Here is a 19,145-nt window from a genome sequence, read left to right as displayed (position 1 = left end):
CGTCAGTGGGCGTCGACAATGGTGTCGTTCCGGCCGAAGCGACGGTTCCTGAGGACCGGCAGGAACTCGCGGACGTCGTCGACCCTGCGGCGCGACACCTCGGTGGTGACGACGCCGCGTTCCTCGTCGTCGAGGTGGACCTGCGGGATGCCCATGGGGTCGAGGATGGCGGAGTGGCCGATCGTGTGGCTGCTGGAGGTGCCCGCGGCCGCCACCCAGAGGGTGTTCTCGATGGCGCGGGCCTTCAGCAGCGTCTCCCAGTGCTCGATCTTGTGCTCCCCCTTGAACCAGGACGCCGGCACGCAGAGGAGGTCGGCCCCGGCGTCGGCGAGCGCACGCGCCTGTTCGGGGAAGCGGAGGTCGTAGCACGTCATGAGGCCCACGCGGACGTCGCCGATCTCGGCGATCGTGATGCCGCCGTCGCCCGGCTTGATGCGCGTGGATTCCTGGTAGCTGAAGGCGTCGTAGAGGTGCAGCTTGCGGTAGGTGTCGACGATCCGGCCGGTCGCGTCGATCAGCACGAGCGTGTTGAAGGGCCGTTCCTCGCCGCTGGGTTCGTAACCGCCGGCGATGATGCCGAGGGAGTGCTCGGCGGCGATGAAGGACAGCTGCTGCACGAAGGACGTCCAGGTGGCCTCGACCGCCTGCCGGAGCGGACCCTCGACCTGGCCGATGGAGAGCATCGACTCCTCGGGGAAGACGATCAGTGCCGATCCCTCCGAGGAGGCCTCCGCGGCGAGCTCCCGCATGACCGCCAGATTCGCCGGGACATCCCCACCCGGCCGGAACTGCCCGACGCTGACCAACATGTTGCCGCCCTCACGTGTATGCCGTGCCTTTCGACCAGCCTACAGACTCCCGGGGCGGCACGCCGGAGTAGCCTTCTCCCCATGAGGAACCCGATGCAGAGCAGGCGGACCCCGCCCGGTCCCGGCCAGGAGTCCGTGTGGGACTACCCGAGGCCGCCGCGGGTGGAGCAGACGGCGGCGACGATCGAGGTGCGCTTCGGCGGCCGGCTGATCGTCACCACCGACCGTGCGGTCCGGGTGCTCGAGACGAGCCACCCGCCGGTCTATTACCTGCCGATCGCGGACTTCGCGCCGGGCGTCCTGGTCCCCGTCGAGGGCACCACGCACTGCGAGTTCAAAGGCGCCGCGAGCTACTTCGACGTCGTCGCCGGTGACGCGCGGAGCCCGCGCGGGGCCTGGACGTACCCCTCGCCCGTGGAGGGGTACGGGGAGCTGGCCTCGCGTGCGGCCCTGTACCCGTCGCGGATGGACAGCTGCACCGTGGCCGGGGAGACGGTACAGGCGCAGGAGGGTGATTTCTACGGGGGCTGGATCACGGCGGCGATCGTGGGACCGTTCAAGGGTGGCGCAGGCACCTGGGGCTGGTGACCGGCCGGCGACCGCTGACGCCCAGCGCGCACTCAGGATCCGCCGAGGTGGCGGACATGCTGCGTTGCTAGGGTTGTCGGCCGAACCCGTACGCAACGTCAGGACACCTCCCATGACCATCTCACGATCACTGCGGCGCGGACGGCTGCTCACCGCGGCCCTCGTGGCCTCGGCGACCCTCCTGGGCGGCTGCAGCGGCCCGGCGAACGCACCCGAGGACACGGCGGCGTCGACCGCGGCGCCCTCGGCCGCGCCCGAGCAGGCGGCACCCCCCGAACCCGACCTCGAAGGCATCCCGGACGTCGTCGCCGTGGTCAACGGCACGGAGATCAGCCGCGAGCTCTTCACCACCACCTACGAGGGCCAGTTCAGCCAGGCGGCGGCCCAGGCACAGGCCGGCGGCCAGGAGGTCGACCAGGACCAGCTGAAGACCACCGTCGCGGACAACCTCGTCAGCACCGAACTGCTCCGGCAGGAGGCGGCGACCCGCGGGATCGAGGCGACGACGGAGGCCCGGGCCGCCGCGCTCGACGAGCTCCTGCAGTCCAGCGGGCTCGGTTCGGAGGAGGAGCTCCGTGCGGCAGCGGCCGAGCAGGGGCTCGACGACGCCGAGTTCGACCGCCAGCTCTCCGACCAGGTGAAGCTCGACGCGCTCCTCGCCGAGGAGGCCGGCGACACCACGCCCACGGACCAGGAGATCCAGGACGCCTACGACGCCGCGGTGGCCCAGCAGGAGGCCGGCGGCGACACCACGGCGATCCCCCCGCTCGAGGAGGTGCGGTCGCAGGTCGAGGAGCAGCTCCGGGGCGGGAAGACCTCGGAGGCCGCGCAGGCGCTCATCGGCACGCTCCGCGAGGGTGCCGAGATCACGGTCAACCTCTAGCACCCGGACACCCGAAGGGCGGCTCCCGCGGGAGCCGCCCATCGGCTGTCCGTGCCGCAGCGGTGCTGCGGGACCGGCGTCAGCCCCCGATGAGGTCGTTGACCACGATGGTCTGGTCGCGGTCGGGTCCCACACCGATGGCGGAGAACCGCGTGCCGGAGAGCTTCTCGAGCGCCCGCACGTAGGTCTGCGCATTGTCCGGCAGGTCCTCGATGGTCCGGGCACCCGTGATGTCCTCGGTCCAGCCGTCGAAGTACTCGAAGATCGGCCTGGCGTGGTGGAACTCGGTCTGCGTCATGGGCATCTCGTCGTGCCGCACGCCGTCGACGTCGTACGCCACGCATACGGGGATGCTCTCGATGCCCGTGAGGACGTCGAGCTTGGTCACGAAGTAGTCGGTGAAGCCGTTGACACGCGACGCGTGGCGCGCCAGCACGGCGTCGTACCAGCCGCAGCGGCGCGGCCGGCCCGTGTTGACGCCGAACTCACCGCCGGTCTTCTGCAGGTAGAGGCCCATCTCGTCGAAGAGCTCCGTGGGGAACGGGCCGGCGCCGACGCGAGTGGTGTACGCCTTGATGATGCCGATCGAGCGGGAGATGCGCGTGGGGCCGATGCCCGAGCCGACGGACGCGCCGCCCGCTGTGGGGTTCGACGACGTCACGAACGGGTAGGTGCCGTGGTCCACGTCGAGGAACGTGGCCTGGCCGCCCTCCATGAGGACCACCTTGCCGGCGTCGAGCGCCTCGTTGAGCACGAAGGTGGAATCGATCACGAGGGGCTTGAGGCGCTCGGCGAAGGACAGGAAGTACTCCACCACCTCCTCGACCTCGACGTCGCGGCGGTTGTAGACCTTCACCAGCAGCTCGTTCTTCTGCTTGAGGGAGCCCTCGACCTTCTGGCGGAGGATCGACTCGTCGAAGACGTCCTGCACGCGCAGGCCGAGGCGGGCCACCTTGTCCATGTAGGCGGGGCCGATCCCGCGGCCCGTGGTACCGATGGCGCGCTTGCCGAGGAAACGCTCGGTGACCTTGTCGAGCACCTGGTGGTAGGGCGCCACGAGGTGTGCGTTGGCGGAGATGCGCAGCTTCGACGTGTCCGCGCCGCGGGCCTGGAGTCCGTCGATCTCCTCGAAGAGCGCCTCCAGGTTGATCACGCAGCCGTTGCCGATGATCGGGACGGCATTGGGGCTGAGGATGCCTGCGGGGAGGAGCTTCAGCTCGTACTTCTCGCCGTTGACGACGACGGTGTGCCCGGCGTTGTTGCCGCCGTTCGGCTTCACGACGTAGTCGACCCGGCCGCCCAGCAGGTCCGTGGCCTTGCCCTTGCCCTCGTCGCCCCACTGGGCTCCGACGATCACGATTGCTGGCATGGGATCCTCCCCCATTCGGCACGGGTCCTCGCCACGCAACCGCGGCAGCACGCCGTGCATCAGAACGCCCCAACCGGCCGCACGACGTGCGACCACTGGGGCTCTTACCGTCCGAGTTTAGCCGAGCGGCCCCGGGGGCGGCGAAAAAAGCGGACCGTGACGACCGCGCTCCGCCTGCAGCCGGGGACGGGCCGGCCATCGTCGCCCCGGTACGGTGCGCGGGCGGCCCGTGCACAATGGGGGCATGGACCGCTTCGAAGGACACATCGCCGGGATCGGCACCACGTCGGGCACGCGGCTGGTGATCGGACGGTGGGACACCTCGCCGTTCGGGGCGTTCACGGACGTCATGCTCGAGGACGCGTCCGGCCGGCGCACACTGTTCGCGCCCGGCCGGGAGATCGCGGAGTACGTCCGGGCCACCTACACGTTCGACGACGTCGTGCTCACACCCGTGACCTCGACGCTCACGGGCGACCGGTTCGTGGTCGACGCCGGAGAGTTGCGCGTCCGGGCCGGGATCGGGGGTGCCACCCTCCTCGGCCGCCTCCTCGGCCTCGTCCCGCGGCGCCTCGCCACGCATCCCCGCTGGCTCGGGGCCATCAGTCCGGTGGCGTCACGGCTCGTGAAGGGCGTCGCGACGGCCGGTTCCGCGGGGAACGGGCGCACCGAGTACTACGGCGTCACCTCTGCCCGGACGGTCTCCGGCGTGACGGCGACCTGGCGCGGCGCCGACCTCGGCACCCTGGCCCCGGTGAGCCCGCCCGTACGGTTCGGCTTCAGCTCCGCCCCTGCCCGTCCGCAACTGGTGACGGTGACGACGACGATCCGCCGCCCGGAGGACTGACCGGCCCACCTCCCGGGCCTCGTCCACACGTTCCGGCGCGTCGACGGCGAGCCGGGCGCCGACACGCCGCGCTCCGACGGCAAGGTGCCCGAAACCCGTGAACGACGACGAGCCCGCACGCTGGTCCGTCAGCCGTCCGCACCCGCCACCCGGTCCCGCGCCACCCGGTAGTGCGGCCAGTACCGGATCGGCCCGGGCAACAGGGGCACGGCGAGCCGGGCGGCACGGCGGACGACGGCGGACACCACGCGCTCGCGCCGGCGCCACGGCAGCGCGTAGGCCTCCCGCAGGACCGGCGGCAGGACGCCCGCGGCCAGCAGGGAGGGCATGCCCCTCAGCGGCCACGGCACGATCGGCGGGTCCGGTGCGAGGACCTGCCCGGCGATCTGCCGGGCGGCCCCGCCGACGTGGAGCACGGTGCGGACCTGCTGCTCCACGTACTGCTCGAGCCCGGCGTAGTCGCCGGGCAGGAGCCGGTCCGGCACGGCGAAGAAGTGGGCGAACTGCCGCATGTCCCGGTAGTAGGCGTCGCGCTCTCCCGCCGGGACCGGCCGATGGAACGCGTGCGTGACCTCGATCGCCGACCAGACGAGCGTCGAGAACACCCAGAGGGACAGCTCCGGGTCGGTCGCGCGGTAGGGCGTCCCGGCGGGGATCGATCCGCCGGGAACCGGAAGGGTCCCGCGGACGGGCCGGTGCCTGCGGGCCACATGGCCGGCGGCGGCGCGTACCTGGTCCCGGTCGCCGAACGTGACGGTGAGGACGGCATCCAGTGTGCCGCGCAGGCGCTGCAGCGGATCGGTCGCGAACCCGCTGTGGGCCCGGACCCCCTCGGCGACGAGCGGGTGCGCGACCTGCAGGAGCAGCGCGGCCGGGCCGCCCGCGACAATCAGCCGTTCGCGCGCGATCCGCCAGGCCGCCGAGTCGGGGCCGAACAGCCCGGGGTCACCCGCGGCGCCGGGCGCGGGCGCCGCCGGGAAGTACCGGGCACCGCCCTTCACGCGCCGCCCGTCATCCGTTGCCCCTCATGCGCCGCCGTCCGTCCGCAGGGTCGCACTGCCGGTGTCGGACCCGTCCTCGGACCCGTTCTCAAAGGCGCCGTCGTCGGTCCACTCCAGCAGGTCACCGGGCTGGCAGCCCAGCACCCGGCACATGGCCTCGAGGGTGCTGAAGCGGACGGCCTTGGCGCGCCCGTTCTTCAGGACCGCCACGTTGGCGGGCGTCAGGCCCACCCGCTCCGCGAACTCGCCCACGCTCATCTTCCGCTTCGCCAGTTCGACGTCGATCCGCACCACGATCGGCATCAGATCACCTCGTCCAGCTCGGTGCGCAGCTGACGGGCCTCGGCATCCCGGTCCACCGCCTGCACCAGCAGCGCCTTCAGGACCAGGACGATCAACGCGACGGCCGCGATGCACACCGCCGCCCCGCCGATCAGCAGGACGACGCCCGGCGCGACGGCCTCTCCCGGGGCGAGGGCCACACCGAGCCCGAAGGTCAGCAGGCTCGCGGCGGTGAACGCGCCGATCACCACGTTCACCAACCGGAAGGCCCCACCCGAGAAGACGGTCCCCTGCCGCACCATCGTCAGGAGCCCCCAGACGCACACCACCGCGACCTGCAGGGCGAGGATCACCAGGACGGTGAGGACGACGAGCGGGGTCCGGATGAGCGCCACGTCCGGATCGGCCTGCTCGAGGTCCACGCCCAGCAGCGGCACCATGACCACCTGGATGAAGACGGACCCTGCGAACATCATGCACAGCACGATCCGCAGCGCCAGGACGGCAATTCTTCCCATGACAGCTCCTTCTACTGATTTCCAGTACGAAGCTATCGCTAATCGACACTATTCACAAGGATGTCGATATGAGGAGCGGCCCTTCAGAGGGACGGGGCGGACGCACACGGTCCACCCAGGGCATCCGTCCGCTCCTGCTGTCGGCGATCCCCGCCCTGCCTGCGGTCCGCGGGCAGGGATCAGATCGTGTAGTCCGAGCCGGGGTTCGCGGCATCGATGTAGTCCCGGACCGCGCTCTGCGGCACGCGGTAGGACCGCCCGAACCGGATGCTGTGGATGGTGCCCGACTGCACCATCCGGTAGACGGTCATCTTCGATACGCGCATCATGGCGGCCACTTCCGCCACCGTGTACAGCTGTCCCGTGCTTGTGCTCGTGGCCATGTCAGCCCCACTTCCCTTCGCCTCACCACGGTCTGTGGAGCCTTTAACATTGGTCGCGCTGGTAACAGCGGCACAAGGACAAGGACTACTCGTTTATCACCGACGGTTCGAGTATGGCGTGCGGGCAGCGCCCGCGACGGGGGCCTCCGAGCACCTCCGCACGGGCCGGATGCCGGTCCTCCCGGTCGAGGCCCGGAGCAGCGGAAAGGACGGCCCCCGGGATGGGGGACCGTCCTTCCTGCTGCCCGGTGCGGGCGGGCGATGGGCTGTTCAGCCCGCCAGCTGCGTGCTCGCCTCGGGATCGGACTCCCTGAGGAACACCGCGATCCGCTCGGCCTCCTCGATCTCGCCGATGGACGCCGCGGCCCGCCCCAGTGCGTAGAGCGCGCGGAGGAATCCCCGGTTGGGCTCGTGCGAGTACGGGATGGGGCCGGCACCGCGCCAGCCGCTGCGCCGCAGCGCGTCGAGGCCGCGGTGGTAGCCGGTGCGGGCGTAGGCGTAGGACTCGATGGTCCGGCCCTCGGCGTACGCCTCGTCGGCGAGGATCGCCCAGACGAGGGACGACGTGGGGTGCTTCGCCGCGAGGTCCACGGCTTCGTCACCGGCCGCCAGGCGGTCCACGATGTCGGGCTCCTCGGGCAGGAGGGTGGGCTCGGGGCCCATCAGGTTCTTCCGGAATTCGTCGGACATGGCTACAGCTTCTTCCCGGCGGAGCCGAGGGAGGCAGCGGCCTCGACCACGCGGGCGGCGAGGCCGGCCTCGGCCGAGGCGCCCCACACGCGGGGGTCGTAGGTCTTCTTGTTGCCGACCTCGCCGTCGACCTTCAGGACTCCGTCGTAGTTCCTCAGCATGTGGTCGGCCACGGGGCGCGTGAACGCGTACTGGGTGTCGGTGTCGATGTTCATCTTGATGACGCCGTAGGAGACGGCGTCGGCGATCTCCTGCTCGGAGGAGCCGGAGCCGCCGTGGAACACGAGGTCGAAGGGCTTGTCCTTGCCGATCTTCCGGCCGACCTGGTCCTGGATGTCCTTGAGGATCTCGGGGCGGAGCTTGACGCCGCCGGGCTTGTACACGCCGTGGACGTTGCCGAAGGTCAGCGCCGTGATGTACCGGCCGTGCTCGCCGGCGCCGAGGGCGTCGATGGTGGCGAGGGCGTCGTCCACCGTGGTGTAGAGCTTGTCGTTGATGGCGTTCTCGACGCCGTCCTCCTCGCCGCCGACGGTGCCGATCTCGACCTCGAGGATGATCTTCGCGGCCGCTGCGCGGGGCAGGATCTCGCGGGCGATCCGCAGGTTCTCCTCGAGGGTCTCGGCCGAGCCGTCCCACATGTGCGAGTTGAAGATGGGGTCCTGGCCGTTCTTCACGGCCTCCTCGGACGCGGCGAGCAGCGGCAGCACGAAGTCGTCGAGCTTGTCCTTCGGGCAGTGGTCGGTGTGCAGGGCGATGTTGACGTCGTACTTCTTCGCCACCTCCTTCGCGAAGGCTGCGAAGCCGAGCGAACCGGCAACCATGTCCTTGACGCTCGCACCCGACCAGTAGGCGGCGCCGCCCGTGGAGACCTGCACGATGCCGTCGGAGCCGGCCTCGGCGAAACCGCGCATCGCCGCGTTGAGGGTCTGGGAGGAGGTCACGTTCACAGCCGGGAATGCGAAGCCGCCCGCCTTCGCGCGGTCGATCATCTCGGCGTAAACATCAGGGGTTGCGATAGGCATGCTGAGGACTCCTTAGTGGTGGGACGTGCTGGCTTCATCCTAGCGAGCGGGTCTGCCGGGCGCAGGAGGAGCCGGCGGAGGACGGCGGGGCTCCGTCCGAGGGCGGCCGGAGCCCGCCCGGGGTACCGGCTTCCTCAGACGCGCTGGCCGAACACGTGCCGGCGCACCCAGCCGTGCATGGCGATCGCCGCTGCCGCCGAGGCGTTGATGGACCGCGTGGACCCGAACTGGGCGATCGAGAGCGTGGCCTCGGCCGCCTCGTGCACCTCGGGGGTCAGGCCCGGGCCCTCCTGCCCGAACACCAGTACGCAGCGCTCCGGGAGGTCGTAGGTCTCGAGCGGCACCGAATCGGGGAAGTTGTCGATCCCGATCACTGTCAGCCCTTCGGCGGCCGCCCAGGCCGTGAAGTCGGCCACGGTGGGGTGGTGGCGGACGTGCTGGTAGCGGTCGGTGACCATCGCGCCGCGCCGGTTCCACCGCCGTCGTCCGATGATGTGCACCTCCCTGGCAAGGAAGGCGTTGGCCGTGCGCACCACGGAACCGATGTTGAGGTCGTGCTGCCAGTTCTCGATCGCCACGTGGAAGCCGTGGCGCCGCTCGTCGAGGTCGGCGACGATCGCCTCGTGCGTCCAGTAGCGGTACCCGTCGGTGACGTTGCGGGTGTCCCCGGCGGCCAGGAGGTCGCGGTCCCAGTGGTCTCCGTCCGGCCACTCGCCCTCCCACGGTCCGACGCCGACCGCCGGCGCGTCGCCGACCACCGGTGCGTCACCGGCCACCGGTGCGTCGGATGTGGACAGGTCGGGGCCGGGATTCGGGAGGGATTGTTGCACCGTTCAAGCGTAGACGGCCCCGGAGATGGAAGACTGGCCCCGGACGGTCAACTCCCCCGGAAGGACGCCCATGCGCGAGAACGAACACATCGAGTGCTGGCTCACCGACATGGATGGCGTGCTGGTGCACGAGAACCATGCCATCCCCGGCGCCGCCGAACTGATCGACCGGTGGGTGGCCACGTCGAAGCGGTTCCTCGTCCTGACCAACAACTCCATCTACACGCCGCGCGACCTCGCGGCGCGCCTGAAGGCATCAGGGCTCGAGATCCCCGAGGAGAACCTCTGGACCTCGGCGCTGGCCACGGCCCAGTTCCTGAAGGACCAGCTGCCGGGCGGCAGGGCGTACGTGATCGGCGAGGCCGGCCTGACGACCGCGCTGCACGAGGCGGGGTTCGTCCTCACCGACACGAACCCCGACTACGTGGTGCTCGGCGAGACCCGCACCTACTCGTTCGAGGCCATCACGAAGGCGGTCCGACTGATCCTCGAGGGTGCACGGTTCATCGCGACGAACCCCGACGTGACCGGGCCGTCCAAGGAGGGGCCGCTGCCCGCCACGGGCGCCATCGCCGCCATGATCACGGCGGCGACGAGCCGCGACCCGTACATCGTGGGCAAGCCGAACCCGATGATGTTCCGCTCGGCGATGAACCGGATCGATGCCCACTCGGAGACGACGGCGATGATCGGCGACCGCATGGACACGGACATCATCGCGGGCATGGAGGCGGGCCTGCACACCGTCCTCGTCCTCAGCGGCATCACGCAGCCGGAGGACATCGACGCGTTCCCGTTCCGGCCTGCGCAGATCTGCGCGTCGGTGGCGGACCTGATCGACCAGGTGTAGCCGGCCGCCGGGCCCGCTCAGGTGATGCGCCTCGAACCGCCGCCGCTCGGGACGGGGATGTACTCGCGCTGCACCGCGGAGAGGATGCCCTGGTAGATGCCCGGGTTCCACTGCGGACTGGCGTGCGCGGGCAGGGCGCCCTCCGTCACGCGGTCCACGGACACCACGTTGTCCGGCAGCTCCCGGGCCCAGCCGGCGCGGGCCGTCGCGTAGTCGACGACGCCGTCGGCCGGGTTCCCGGCGAACACCACCTTCGTGTCGCCGAGGGACAGCCGGAACCGCGTGACGTCGAAGTGGTAGATGTACGAGGACTCGGACTGGATGAGTTCGCTGCTGGGCGCCAGCGGGGAGAGCTGCTCGAGGGTCTGGTCCACGATCTGGCTCCAGGTCCGCTCGTTCTTGTGGACGATCCGCTCGCCCAGTTCGTAGGTCCCGCGCACACTGATGGGCACCCGCACGCCGGCCTCGTAGAGGAGCACCACGCCGTCGAACATGCGCTGGTCCCTCACGTCGTACCGGCTGGACGGAGAGGAGTCGAGGAGGATCAGCTCCACGGGGATCCCACGGTCACGCAGGCGCGCGGCGACCTCGACGGCCACCATGCCGCCGAAGCTGTGGCCGTAGAAGTAGAGCTTCTCCAGGCGGAAGTTCTCCACGTAGCGGTTCATGGTGGCCACGATGTTGTTGATGTCCAGGCCACGGTTGGAGTAGCCCATCACGGCCAGCTGCGCCCGCTTCGCCAGCACGGGGCGCAGCGCGTTGAGGATCCAGAGGCCCTCCTCCCAGCTGGTCTTGTAGCCGGGGAACAGGACCCAGCGGTCGTTGGGGAACCGGGCCCGCGCGGCGTCGTCGTCGAGCGGCAGGATGCGGGTCTGCTCCCGCTGCGACTGGATGACGCGCGTGACCACGAGGTCCGTGGTCACCACGGCGGCGGCCGCCGACCCGATGAGGAAGGACCGGCGGGAGGAATCACGGAAGGCATGCGCCCGCAGCAGGGCGCGGCCGTCGTCATCCGTCACCTGCCGGCCCCCGCGGCCCCGGCCCGGGTCAGGCGAGTCCCAGCTCGTCCTTGCCGAAGGCGAAGAGGTACGGCACGCCGGCCTCGGCCTCGATGCGCTCCTTCGAGCCCGTGCTCCGGTCCACGATCACCGCGACGGCCCGCACGTCGCCGCCGGCACGCCGCACTCCCTCGACGGCGGTGAGCGCGGAGCCGCCCGTGGTCGAGGTGTCCTCGAGCACGACGACGGGGCGCCCCGCGACGTCGGGCCCCTCGACCTGCCGGCCCATGCCGTGCGTCTTCTGGGTCTTGCGGACCACGAACGCGTCGATCGGGCGGCCGTCCTGCGCGGCGGCGTGCATCACGGCGGTGCCCACGGGGTCGGCGCCCATCGTCAGGCCGCCGGCGGCCTCGAAGGCGATGCCGGCGTCGTCGAGGAGCCGGAGCATGACGCGGCCCACGAGGGCGGACGCCTCGTGGTGCAGCGTGATGCGGCGGAGGTCGATGTAGTAGTCGGCCTCGACGCCGCTGGAGAGCGTCACGCGCTCGTGCACCACGGCGAGTTCCCTGATGAGCTCCAGGAGCCGGGTGCGGTCGGTGGTCTGCGCGGAGGTCTCGGCGGTCATGCGGCCAGTCTATCGACGGGCCGTCGGCGTCCTGAAACGGCCGGGGTGGTCAGGGCGGCGGCGCTGCGGGACGCGGCGGAACACCGCCCCGCGGGCGCCGTGGCCGGGAGGATCAGCCGGCCAGGCTCGCGCTCGCCGCATCGATCGCCTCGGGCGAGAGGACGTGCGAGATGGCGAGCACGGCCGCCCCGGCGACGCCGGCGTTCTGCCCCGAGACCGAGGGGACGATGCGCAGGTGCTCGGTGGCGAGCGGGAGCGAGCGCGTGTACACGACCTCCCGGATGCCGGCGAGGAGGTGCTCGCCGGCCTGCGCGAGGGCACCGCCGACGACGATCACCGACGGGTTGACCAGGTTGACGCACGTGGCGAGGACGTCGCCGATGTCCCGGCCGGCCTGGCGCACCGCCTGGAGGGCCTGGACGTCACCGGACCGGACCAGCCCGACGACGTCCTGGCTGCCCGAGAGGGTCTGCTCCCCGGACGCGCTCAGCGCAGCGGCCAATGCCGGCCCTCCGGCGATGGCCTCGAGGCATCCCGCGTTGCCGCAGCGGCAGATGGTCTCCCCTCCCCGCGCCACCCGCACATGGCCGAGGTCGCCCGCCGTCCCCTGGGCGCCGCGCTGCAGCACACCGCCGAGGATGATGCCGGCCCCGATGCCCGTGGCCACCTTGATGAACATCAGGTCCGCGACCTCGGGCCAGCTCGCGTTCAGTTCGCCGAGGGCCATGATATTGACGTCGTTGTCCACGAGCACGGGCACGGGGAAATCGTGCTGGATGAAACCGGGCACGTCGAACCGGTCCCAGCCGGGCATGATGGGCGGGTTGATGGGCCGCCCGGTGTCGTGCTCCACCGGTCCCGGCAGGCCGATCCCGACGGCCGAGAGATCGCCGGCCGTGCGGCCGTCGCGCTCCAGCAGGCCCGTGATGGCCGACGCCAGCCAGCCGAGGACCGCCTCCGGCCCGTCACCGATGCTGATCTGCTGCTGGGCACGGCCGAGTTCCTGCCCGGCGAGGTCCGCGAGGATCACGATCGCGTGGGTGGCACCGAGGTCGGCACCGATCACCACGCGCGCCCCGGGGTTCAGCGCGAACAGCGACGGCGGACGGCCGCCCGTGGACGCCGCACCGCCGAAGGGGGCGACGAACCCGAGGGACATGAGCGTGTCGATCCGCGCGGCGACGGTGGAACGGGCCAGGCCCGTCAACTGCGCCAGCTCCGACCGGGTGCGCGGTTGGCCGTCCCGCAGCACCTGGAACACCTCGCTGGCACCGGATGCGCCCAGCGTCGACGGCCGCTGGGTGAATCCCCCATCGCTGGGCAGCCGGGTCGGTGATGTGATGGACACCCTTTCAGTAAAGCACTCGGCACTTCCAATGGCGCCCTCGACCTCACATAACATTCGCGGAGCATCTTTTGACGGTCCCTCGACAAAAGGGGGAGGCCGTGTCACAGTGGCCGCGTGGACGATGAAGTCAACACCCCAGGGGCTCCCACCCCGATCCTGCGCGTGACAGGGCTCTCGAAGAATTTCTTCGGAGTGCCCGTGCTGCAGGACGCCTCGCTCGACCTCTTCCCGGGCGAGGTCCACGGCCTGGTCGGCGAGAACGGGGCCGGCAAGTCGACCCTCATGAAGCTGCTCGCGGGCGTCTACGTCCGCGACGCCGGCCGGGTGGAGCTCGACGGCGCACCGGTCGAGTTCACGCATCCCGTGCAGGCGCACCAGGCCGGCCTGTCCACGGTGTTCCAGGAGTTCAACCTGCTGCCCGAGCGCACCGTCGCCCAGAACATTTACCTCGGACGGGAACCGCGGAAGGGGCTGCTCGTCGACCGCCGGGCCATGAACCGGGCCGCCGCCGACCTGCTGGAGGAGCTCGGCATCACGAGCATCCGTGCCACCGCGTCGGTCAGTTCGCTCTCCGTGGCGCAGCAGCAGATCGTGGAGATCGCGAAGGCCGTGAGCTACGACGCCAGGATCATCTCGATGGACGAGCCCACCGCCGCGCTCGCGGGGCCGGAGGTCGACCTGCTCTACGGCATCATCGACCGGCTCCGCGAGCGCGGGACGGCCATCCTCTACGTGTCGCACCGGCTGAAGGAGATCTTCGACCTGTGCGACACCATCACGGTGCTCAAGGACGGCAGGATCGTCACCTCGTCGCCCGCGTCCGAACTCGACGACGCCTCGCTGGTCCGCGCGATGGTCGGCCGGCCCATCTCGGCATACTTCCCCGAGGCCCTCCCCGGCACCACCGTGGGGGGCGCGCTGCTGCAGGTCGACGGGGGCGGCAACGACCAGCTCGACGGCGTGGACCTGACGCTTCACGCAGGCGAGATCGTCGGCGTCGCCGGGCTGCAGGGCTCGGGGCGGACGGAACTGGTCGAGGCGATCTTCGGGGCCGCCGGCTTCACCCGCGGGGAGATGACCCTCGAGGGCCGCCCGTACAGCCCGCGATCTCCGCGGCACGCCATCCGGCAGCGGATCGCCCTGATCACGGAGGACCGCAAGGCCCAGGGGCTCAGCCTCAACCAGTCCATCCTCGACAACGCCCTCAGCGTCGTCCGGTCCGTCGACCCCCGCCGCACCGCGCTCGCCCGGCGTCGGGCACCGGGCGTGTTCTCGTCCCTCGAGGTCGTCGCCCGGGACCTCGACCAGGAGGTGCAGTTCCTCTCGGGCGGGAACCAGCAGAAGGTCGTCCTCGCGAAGTGGCTCGCGATCGACCCGCAGGTGGTGCTGCTCGACGAGCCCACGCGCGGGATCGACGTCGGCGCGAAGGTCGCGGTCTACTCGCTGATGCGCCGGCTGGCGCAGGAAGGCAAGGCCATCCTCATGGTCTCGAGTGAACTCCCCGAAGTCCTCGGCATGTCCGACCGCGTGATCGTGATGCGGGACGGGCGGATCGCCGGGGAGATCCCGCCGTCGGCGTCGGAGGAGCAGGTCCTCCAGCTGGCGACCGGCGCCCGGGGCGTGGCCCCGTGAACCGGCTGGGCTCGACGCACATCGTCTACCTCGTGGCCCTCGCGACGATCATCGCGGGCACCGTCCTCGTGGGGACCACGGGCCGCAACTTCTTCAGCACCGGCAACATCTCCGATATCCTCACCGGGACGAGCATCCTCGGCTTCATCGCGATCGGCCAGACGCTCGTCATCCTCGTGGGCAGCCTCGACCTGTCCGTCCCCTACGTCATCAGCCTCTCGAGTCTCATCGGGGCCGGCGTCATGGCGAACCAGGCCGGGAACATCGTGCCCGGGGTACTCCTGGCGCTGCTCGTCTCCGCCCTGATCGGCCTGGCCAATGGTGCCGTGGTGGCGGGGCTGAGGGTGCACGGCTTCATCGCGACCCTCGGCATGGGACTGATCGTGAGCGGATACCTCGGCTCCACCTACCAGGGCAGCGCGGGGCAGGCGCCGCTCGCGTTCCGCCTCATCGGGGCCACGGGCATCGGACCGGTCCCCGTCTCCACGCTCATCATGCTGGCCTGCGCCGCCGTCGTGCTCGTCATGCTGAACACCACCCGCCTCGGCCACGCCATGTATGCGGTCGGGGGTGACTCCGCCGTGGCGAGGATGTCCGGCGTCAGGACCCGCACGCCGGTCATCGCGGCGCACGTGATCTGCTCCACGATGGCGGGCCTCGCCGGCCTGCTGCTGGCCGCGCGCCTGGGCGTCGGCAGCCCGACCATCGGGTCCCAGGGCGGGTACGACCTGCTGTCGATCGCCGCCGTCGTGCTCGGCGGGACGCTCCTGGCCGGCGGGAAGGGCTCGCTCGTGGGCACCCTCGGCGGTGTGCTCATCTTCGCCATGCTCGACAACATCATGAGCGTGCTGCAGGTCAACCCGTTCCTCAAGGACGTGGTCCGCGGCATCGTGATCGTGGTCGCCGTGGCCGTCTACGCGCGGCGCAGGACCGTGCACCGGCCCGCCCGGTTCGGCCGGGGCACCCACCAGGGCGATACCGCGCCACCGGGGGGACGGGGCGACCCGTCGCAGGGCGAGGGTCCGGCCCGCGGTGACGGCACGGACGCACGGAACGAGGTGTCCGCATGAGCGTCGCGACCGGACGCGCCGTCCTGCAGCAGAACCGCTCGCCCCGCGGCGAGCGCGTCCTCCGGGCCCTGCGCACACCCAGCGGGGCGATCTTCGTCCTCGCCGCCGTCCTCTTCCTCGCCGTCCTGGCCGCGAACCCCTCCTTCGGGGAACCGGGCTCCCTGATCCGCTTCATCGGCCGCACGGCACCCATCGCGATCGCCGCGATCGGGCAGTACTTCGTCATCGTCTCGGGCGAATTCGATCTCTCGATGGGCTCGGTGGTCACCGCGCAGGTCATCATCGCCGGCAACCTGATCGGCCAGGACGAGGCGCGGGTCCTCCCGGTGCTCGCCCTGATGATCGTGTTCGGGGCCTTCGTGGGACTCGTGAACGGGCTGGCGACGACCCTCCTGAAAGTGCCGAGTTTCATCGTGACCCTCGGCACCATGCTGGCGCTGCTCGGTCTCGTGCTGTTCTGGACGGGCGGCGCGGCCACCGGCAACCCGGCGGACAGCTTCCGGCAGATCGGCCGCGGCGGCATCCAGGACATCCCGGTCCTCGAGGTGCTGCCCTACCCCGTCATCATCCTCGCGATCGTCGCCGCAGCGGCCTTCTGGCTCATGCGCAGGCCCTACGGGCGCACGCTCGTGGCCGTGGGCGACAACTCGCGCGCCGCCGCCCTGACCGGCGCCTCCGTCTGGTGGGTGCGGACGCGGGCGTTCATGCTGTCCTCGCTGGCGGCGACCGTGGCGGGCGTGATCCTCGTGGGCTACGCCGGTGTCCACCCGTCGGTCGGCCAGGGCTACGAGTTCACGGCGATCACCGCCGTCGTGCTCGGCGGTGTGGTGATCGGCGGCGGGCGCGGCTGGGTCCTCTCCGCCGCCGCGGGAGCCTTCGCCCTCGAACTGCTGTTCACCCTCCTGAACTTCCTCGGCGTCGAATCCACCTGGCGCGACAGCGTCCAGGGCGCGATCATCATCGTCGCCGTGGCAGCCGCGTCGCGGAACTGGCAGCGCAGACGCCGCGGCGCGAGCGCCGAGGCCCATGACGAGCACCGTCCACTAGCAGCACCGACGCCCGCACCGGGCACCAATGAGGGAGGAACATGATGCGCACAAGCATCCTGGGCAAGGTCACGGTGATCGCAGCGACGTCGCTGCTCGCCCTGACGGCCTGCACCACCGATTCGTCCATCGAGAATCCGCCGGCTGCCGAGGGCAGCGCGAGCGCGGAGTCCACCGAGGCCGCGCAGCCCAGTGAGGACAGCACGGAGTGGTTCGACCAGGCCGTCTACGACGAGCAGGACGAGCAGCGCTCGGCCACCTTCGAGGGTGACCCCGAGCAGCCGTACCTCCAGTACATCGACGGGGAGATGACGGACACCGCGGCCTTCGCCGCCGAGGGGCCGCAGAAGGCGTGCTTCTCGAACGCCTCGATTTCCAACCCCTGGCGCCAGACGGGCTGGATCACCATGAACCAGCAGCTCCAGGTGCTGCAGGAGGCGGGCGTCATCTCGGAGATGGAGACACGCGACGCGCAGGACGACGACAACACGCAGATCGCCGACATCGACTACTTCATCGCCGAGGGCAACTGCGACGCCTTCATCATCTCCCCGAACTCGACGGCGGCCATGACGCCCGCCGTCGAGCGCGCGTGCGAGACCGGCAAGCCCGTGATCGTATTCGACCGCGGCGTGCAGACGGACTGCGCCGTGACGTTCATCCACCCCATCGGCGGCTTCGCCTGGGGCATCGACACCGCCGAGTTCCTGAGCGAACGGCTCGGCGAGGGCGACAAGGTGGTGGCACTGCGCATCCTCCCCGGCGTCGACGTGCTGGAACAGCGCTGGGCGGCGGCGGAGCGCATCTTCGAGGAGAACGGCATCGAGGCGGTGGACTACTTCACCGGCGCCGATCCGGTGGAGATCAAGTCCATCATCTCGGACGAACTCGCCACCGGCGACGTGCAGGGCGTGTGGATGGACGCGGGGGACGGCGCCGTCGCCGCGATCGAGGCGTTCGAGGACGCCGGTGCCGACCTCCCCGTCATGACGGGCGAGGACGAGATGAGCTTCCTGCGCAAGTGGGACGAGACCGGCATCGACGCCCTGGCCCCGGTGTACTCGAACTTCCAGTGGCGCACCCCGCTGCTCGCGCTGCAGAAGATCTTCGCGGGCGAGGAGGTCCCTGCCGAGTGGGTCCTCCCCCAGTCCCCCATCACCGAGGACGAGCGCGCCGAGTTCCTGACCGCGAACGAGGGCATGCCCGACGGGCACTACGCCAAGTTCGGCGGCGAGGACCTGCCCGGGTACCCGACGGTGTGGCAGGAGCGCCAGATCCCCTGACGCGACAATCCGGGACGAGGATCGGGAGAGGAGGCAGGACGTGGACGACAACGTGCGCCCCATCGGCATCAACACGTGGGTATGGGCATCGCCCCTGACGGACGCGGACCTGCCTCCCCTCCTGGCCCGGATCGCAGACCTCGGCTTCGACGGCGTGGAGCTCCCCCTCGAGAACGCGGGGGACCTCACGGCGGGGGCTGTGCGGGACGCCCTCGCCGCGACAGGGCTCTCGGCCACCGTCGTCGGTGCGATGGCGCCGGGCAGGGACCTCGTCGGCGCCTCTCCCGCGGACATCCGCAGGACCCAGCGCTACCTGCTCGCGTGCATCGACCTGGCGCAGGCGATCGGCGCCCGGAGCGTGTGCGGCCCGTTCTACTCCGCGACGGGCCGTGTCTGGAGGATGGGCGACGACGAGCGCGCCGCAGCCTACGCCGAGCTGCGGGAGAACCTCGCGCCCCTCGCCGATCGGGCGGTCGCCGCGGGAGTCGTCCTCGGCATCGAGCCGCTGAACCGGTACGAGACCTCCCTCATGAACACCGTGGACCAGGCACTCGAGGCGCTGGGACCTCTGCTCGGCAGCGGTGTGGGGCTCGCACTGGACTCCTACCACCTCGGCATCGAGGAACGGTCCTCGGCCGGCGCGATCAGGGCGGCAGGCCCGCACCTGGTGCACCTGCAGGTGTGCGGCAACGACCGCGGCGCGCCGGGTGGCGACCAGACGGACTGGCCCTCGCTCTTCGCCGCGCTCGACGACGTGGGGTACGGCGGGCCGGTCAACATCGAGAGCTTCACCGCGCACAACGCGAGCATCGCCGTCGCCGCATCGATCTGGCGTCCGCTCGCCGCGAGCCAGGACCGCCTGGCCGAGGACGGACTGGCCTTCCTGCGCCGGATGGGCGCCGGGCAGCACCGGCATCCCGCGGACTCCACGCTGCAGGACGTCTCCTCCGAGTTCTGACTCTTCACGTGTCACGATTCGTCAAGACTTATGCATCTTTTGATTGACGCTCGTCAAAAGCTCGCCATACTGGGAGGGAACCAGCTCGCACGAGGTTCCCGGCACGCCAGGCG

Annotated in this window: 21 protein-coding genes; 9 read left to right on the top strand and 12 right to left on the bottom strand. The window is 70.7% G+C overall.

Going from position 1 to position 19,145, the window contains the following annotated elements; genetic code table 11:
- Positions 1 to 2: 2 nt before the first annotated feature.
- Positions 3 to 809 carry a carbon-nitrogen hydrolase family protein gene (locus V6S67_RS01450; RefSeq protein ID WP_334208549.1) on the bottom strand — a complete coding sequence of 269 codons (807 nt, stop codon included), beginning with the start codon at positions 807 to 809 and terminating at the stop codon, positions 3 to 5.
- Between the two features lie 81 nt (positions 810 to 890).
- Here V6S67_RS01450 and V6S67_RS01445 point away from each other — a divergent pair, with 81 nt between their 5' ends.
- Both V6S67_RS01445 and V6S67_RS01440 read left to right on the top strand, forming a co-directional pair.
- Positions 891 to 1,397: a DUF427 domain-containing protein gene (locus V6S67_RS01445; protein ID WP_334208548.1), complete on the top strand. Its 507-nt coding sequence runs from the start codon at positions 891 to 893 to the stop codon at positions 1,395 to 1,397.
- Between the two features lie 112 nt (positions 1,398 to 1,509).
- Entirely contained in the window at positions 1,510 to 2,280 is a 771-nt protein-coding gene (locus V6S67_RS01440; RefSeq protein ID WP_334208547.1) for a SurA N-terminal domain-containing protein, read from the top strand.
- A 79-nt stretch (positions 2,281 to 2,359) separates the two neighbouring features.
- Here the strand turns inward: V6S67_RS01440 and V6S67_RS01435 are convergent, their stop codons facing one another.
- Complete coding sequence (locus V6S67_RS01435; protein WP_334208546.1) at positions 2,360 to 3,649, bottom strand: adenylosuccinate synthase; 1,290 nt, start codon at positions 3,647 to 3,649, stop codon at positions 2,360 to 2,362.
- Positions 3,650 to 3,893: 244 nt separating this feature from the next.
- Here V6S67_RS01435 and V6S67_RS01430 point away from each other — a divergent pair, with 244 nt between their 5' ends.
- Positions 3,894 to 4,496 carry a hypothetical protein gene (locus tag V6S67_RS01430; RefSeq protein ID WP_334208545.1) on the top strand — a complete coding sequence of 201 codons (603 nt, stop codon included), beginning with the start codon at positions 3,894 to 3,896 and terminating at the stop codon, positions 4,494 to 4,496.
- A 128-nt stretch (positions 4,497 to 4,624) separates the two neighbouring features.
- On the opposite strand, the gene V6S67_RS01425 is transcribed toward V6S67_RS01430, so the two are convergent.
- The 7 genes from V6S67_RS01425 to V6S67_RS01395 all read right to left on the bottom strand — a co-directional run bounded on the left by V6S67_RS01425 (position 4,625) and on the right by V6S67_RS01395 (position 9,189).
- Complete coding sequence (locus V6S67_RS01425; RefSeq protein WP_334208544.1) at positions 4,625 to 5,497, bottom strand: oxygenase MpaB family protein; 873 nt, start codon at positions 5,495 to 5,497, stop codon at positions 4,625 to 4,627.
- A gap of 24 nt (positions 5,498 to 5,521) precedes the next feature.
- Positions 5,522 to 5,800 carry a helix-turn-helix domain-containing protein gene (locus V6S67_RS01420; RefSeq protein WP_334208543.1) on the bottom strand — a complete coding sequence of 93 codons (279 nt, stop codon included), beginning with the start codon at positions 5,798 to 5,800 and terminating at the stop codon, positions 5,522 to 5,524.
- Entirely contained in the window at positions 5,800 to 6,297 is a 498-nt protein-coding gene (locus V6S67_RS01415) for a DUF2975 domain-containing protein (protein ID WP_334208542.1), read from the bottom strand. Before V6S67_RS01415 ends, V6S67_RS01420 begins: the two co-directional genes overlap by 1 nt.
- Before the next feature lie 179 nt (positions 6,298 to 6,476).
- On the bottom strand, positions 6,477 to 6,680 hold the full coding sequence (locus tag V6S67_RS01410; protein WP_334208541.1) for a helix-turn-helix domain-containing protein: 204 nt from the start codon (positions 6,678 to 6,680) through the stop codon (positions 6,477 to 6,479).
- 270 nt (positions 6,681 to 6,950) lie between these two features.
- Positions 6,951 to 7,370 (bottom strand): DUF3151 domain-containing protein, encoded by a 420-nt coding sequence (locus V6S67_RS01405; protein WP_334208540.1) that lies wholly within the window; start codon positions 7,368 to 7,370, stop codon positions 6,951 to 6,953.
- A gap of 2 nt (positions 7,371 to 7,372) precedes the next feature.
- Positions 7,373 to 8,392, bottom strand: coding sequence for a class II fructose-bisphosphate aldolase (fbaA, locus tag V6S67_RS01400; protein ID WP_334208539.1), 1,020 nt, complete (start codon positions 8,390 to 8,392; stop codon positions 7,373 to 7,375).
- A 134-nt stretch (positions 8,393 to 8,526) separates the two neighbouring features.
- Positions 8,527 to 9,189, bottom strand: coding sequence for a TrmH family RNA methyltransferase (locus V6S67_RS01395; protein ID WP_334211494.1), 663 nt, complete (start codon positions 9,187 to 9,189; stop codon positions 8,527 to 8,529).
- 103 nt (positions 9,190 to 9,292) lie between these two features.
- Here V6S67_RS01395 and V6S67_RS01390 point away from each other — a divergent pair, with 103 nt between their 5' ends.
- On the top strand, positions 9,293 to 10,072 hold the full coding sequence (locus tag V6S67_RS01390) for an HAD-IIA family hydrolase (RefSeq protein WP_334208538.1): 780 nt from the start codon (positions 9,293 to 9,295) through the stop codon (positions 10,070 to 10,072).
- A 17-nt stretch (positions 10,073 to 10,089) separates the two neighbouring features.
- Here the strand turns inward: V6S67_RS01390 and V6S67_RS01385 are convergent, their stop codons facing one another.
- The 3 genes from V6S67_RS01385 to V6S67_RS01375 all read right to left on the bottom strand — a co-directional run bounded on the left by V6S67_RS01385 (position 10,090) and on the right by V6S67_RS01375 (position 13,043).
- Positions 10,090 to 11,091 carry an alpha/beta hydrolase gene (locus V6S67_RS01385; protein WP_334208537.1) on the bottom strand — a complete coding sequence of 334 codons (1,002 nt, stop codon included), beginning with the start codon at positions 11,089 to 11,091 and terminating at the stop codon, positions 10,090 to 10,092.
- A 28-nt stretch (positions 11,092 to 11,119) separates the two neighbouring features.
- Positions 11,120 to 11,695: an orotate phosphoribosyltransferase gene (pyrE, locus tag V6S67_RS01380; RefSeq protein ID WP_334208536.1), complete on the bottom strand. Its 576-nt coding sequence runs from the start codon at positions 11,693 to 11,695 to the stop codon at positions 11,120 to 11,122.
- 112 nt (positions 11,696 to 11,807) lie between these two features.
- The gene (locus tag V6S67_RS01375; RefSeq protein WP_442884676.1) at positions 11,808 to 13,043 is read right to left on the bottom strand and encodes an ROK family protein; all 1,236 of its coding nucleotides are present in this window, start codon (positions 13,041 to 13,043) and stop codon (positions 11,808 to 11,810) included.
- A gap of 114 nt (positions 13,044 to 13,157) precedes the next feature.
- Here V6S67_RS01375 and V6S67_RS01370 point away from each other — a divergent pair, with 114 nt between their 5' ends.
- The 5 genes from V6S67_RS01370 to V6S67_RS01350 are packed head-to-tail and all read left to right on the top strand — an operon-like array spanning position 13,158 to position 19,032.
- Positions 13,158 to 14,675 (top strand): sugar ABC transporter ATP-binding protein, encoded by a 1,518-nt coding sequence (locus V6S67_RS01370; RefSeq protein WP_334208535.1) that lies wholly within the window; start codon positions 13,158 to 13,160, stop codon positions 14,673 to 14,675.
- The gene (locus tag V6S67_RS01365) at positions 14,672 to 15,745 is read left to right on the top strand and encodes an ABC transporter permease (protein WP_334208534.1); all 1,074 of its coding nucleotides are present in this window, start codon (positions 14,672 to 14,674) and stop codon (positions 15,743 to 15,745) included. Before V6S67_RS01370 ends, V6S67_RS01365 begins: the two co-directional genes overlap by 4 nt.
- Entirely contained in the window at positions 15,742 to 16,836 is a 1,095-nt protein-coding gene (locus tag V6S67_RS01360) for an ABC transporter permease (RefSeq protein ID WP_334208533.1), read from the top strand. The genes V6S67_RS01365 and V6S67_RS01360 overlap by 4 nt, the downstream gene beginning before the upstream one ends.
- A complete protein-coding gene (locus V6S67_RS01355) occupies positions 16,836 to 18,074 on the top strand; it encodes a substrate-binding domain-containing protein (protein WP_334211492.1) in 1,239 nt (412 codons plus the stop codon). Before V6S67_RS01360 ends, V6S67_RS01355 begins: the two co-directional genes overlap by 1 nt.
- 40 nt (positions 18,075 to 18,114) lie before the next feature.
- Positions 18,115 to 19,032, top strand: a complete 918-nt coding sequence (locus tag V6S67_RS01350; RefSeq protein WP_334208532.1) for a sugar phosphate isomerase/epimerase family protein — start codon at positions 18,115 to 18,117, stop codon at positions 19,030 to 19,032.
- Positions 19,033 to 19,145 lie beyond the last annotated feature (113 nt).

Source organism: Arthrobacter sp. Soc17.1.1.1, assembly GCF_036867195.1.
Lineage (GTDB): Bacteria > Actinomycetota > Actinomycetes > Actinomycetales > Micrococcaceae > Arthrobacter_D.
This window is presented reverse-complemented; position numbering and strand designations above follow the sequence as displayed.